1 pseudogene (cut by a window edge) is annotated in these 201 nt (G+C 74.6%); it reads right to left on the bottom strand.

Going from position 1 to position 201, the window contains the following annotated elements:
- Nucleotides 1–201 (bottom strand): annotated as a pseudogene (locus tag DJ81_RS01305) (MATE family efflux transporter); its annotated part runs 859 nt beyond the window's last position; the annotation flags it as partial.

The following is a 201-nucleotide window of genomic DNA, read 5'->3' as shown; positions in this document are numbered from 1 at the left end:
ACCGCCCCGCCGCCGAGCGTGATCCCGACCGCCCCGAACGCGAGCAGGGCGGCGAGCGGAATCCGGACGGCCCACCGGGAGAGCAGCGAGAGCGCCAGCGCCGCCTTGGTGTGGCCCGCGCCGCGGAACGCGCCCTGTATCACCATGAGCCCGCCGAAGAACGCCCACGACAGCGCGATGACGCGGAGGAAGACGACCCCC

Origin of the sequence: Halorubrum sp. Hd13, from assembly GCF_002252755.1 — an archaeon.
Taxonomy (GTDB): Archaea; Halobacteriota; Halobacteria; order Halobacteriales; family Haloferacaceae; genus Halorubrum.
Note: the sequence above shows the minus strand (reverse complement) of the source record. Positions and strands in the feature narration are given on the sequence as shown.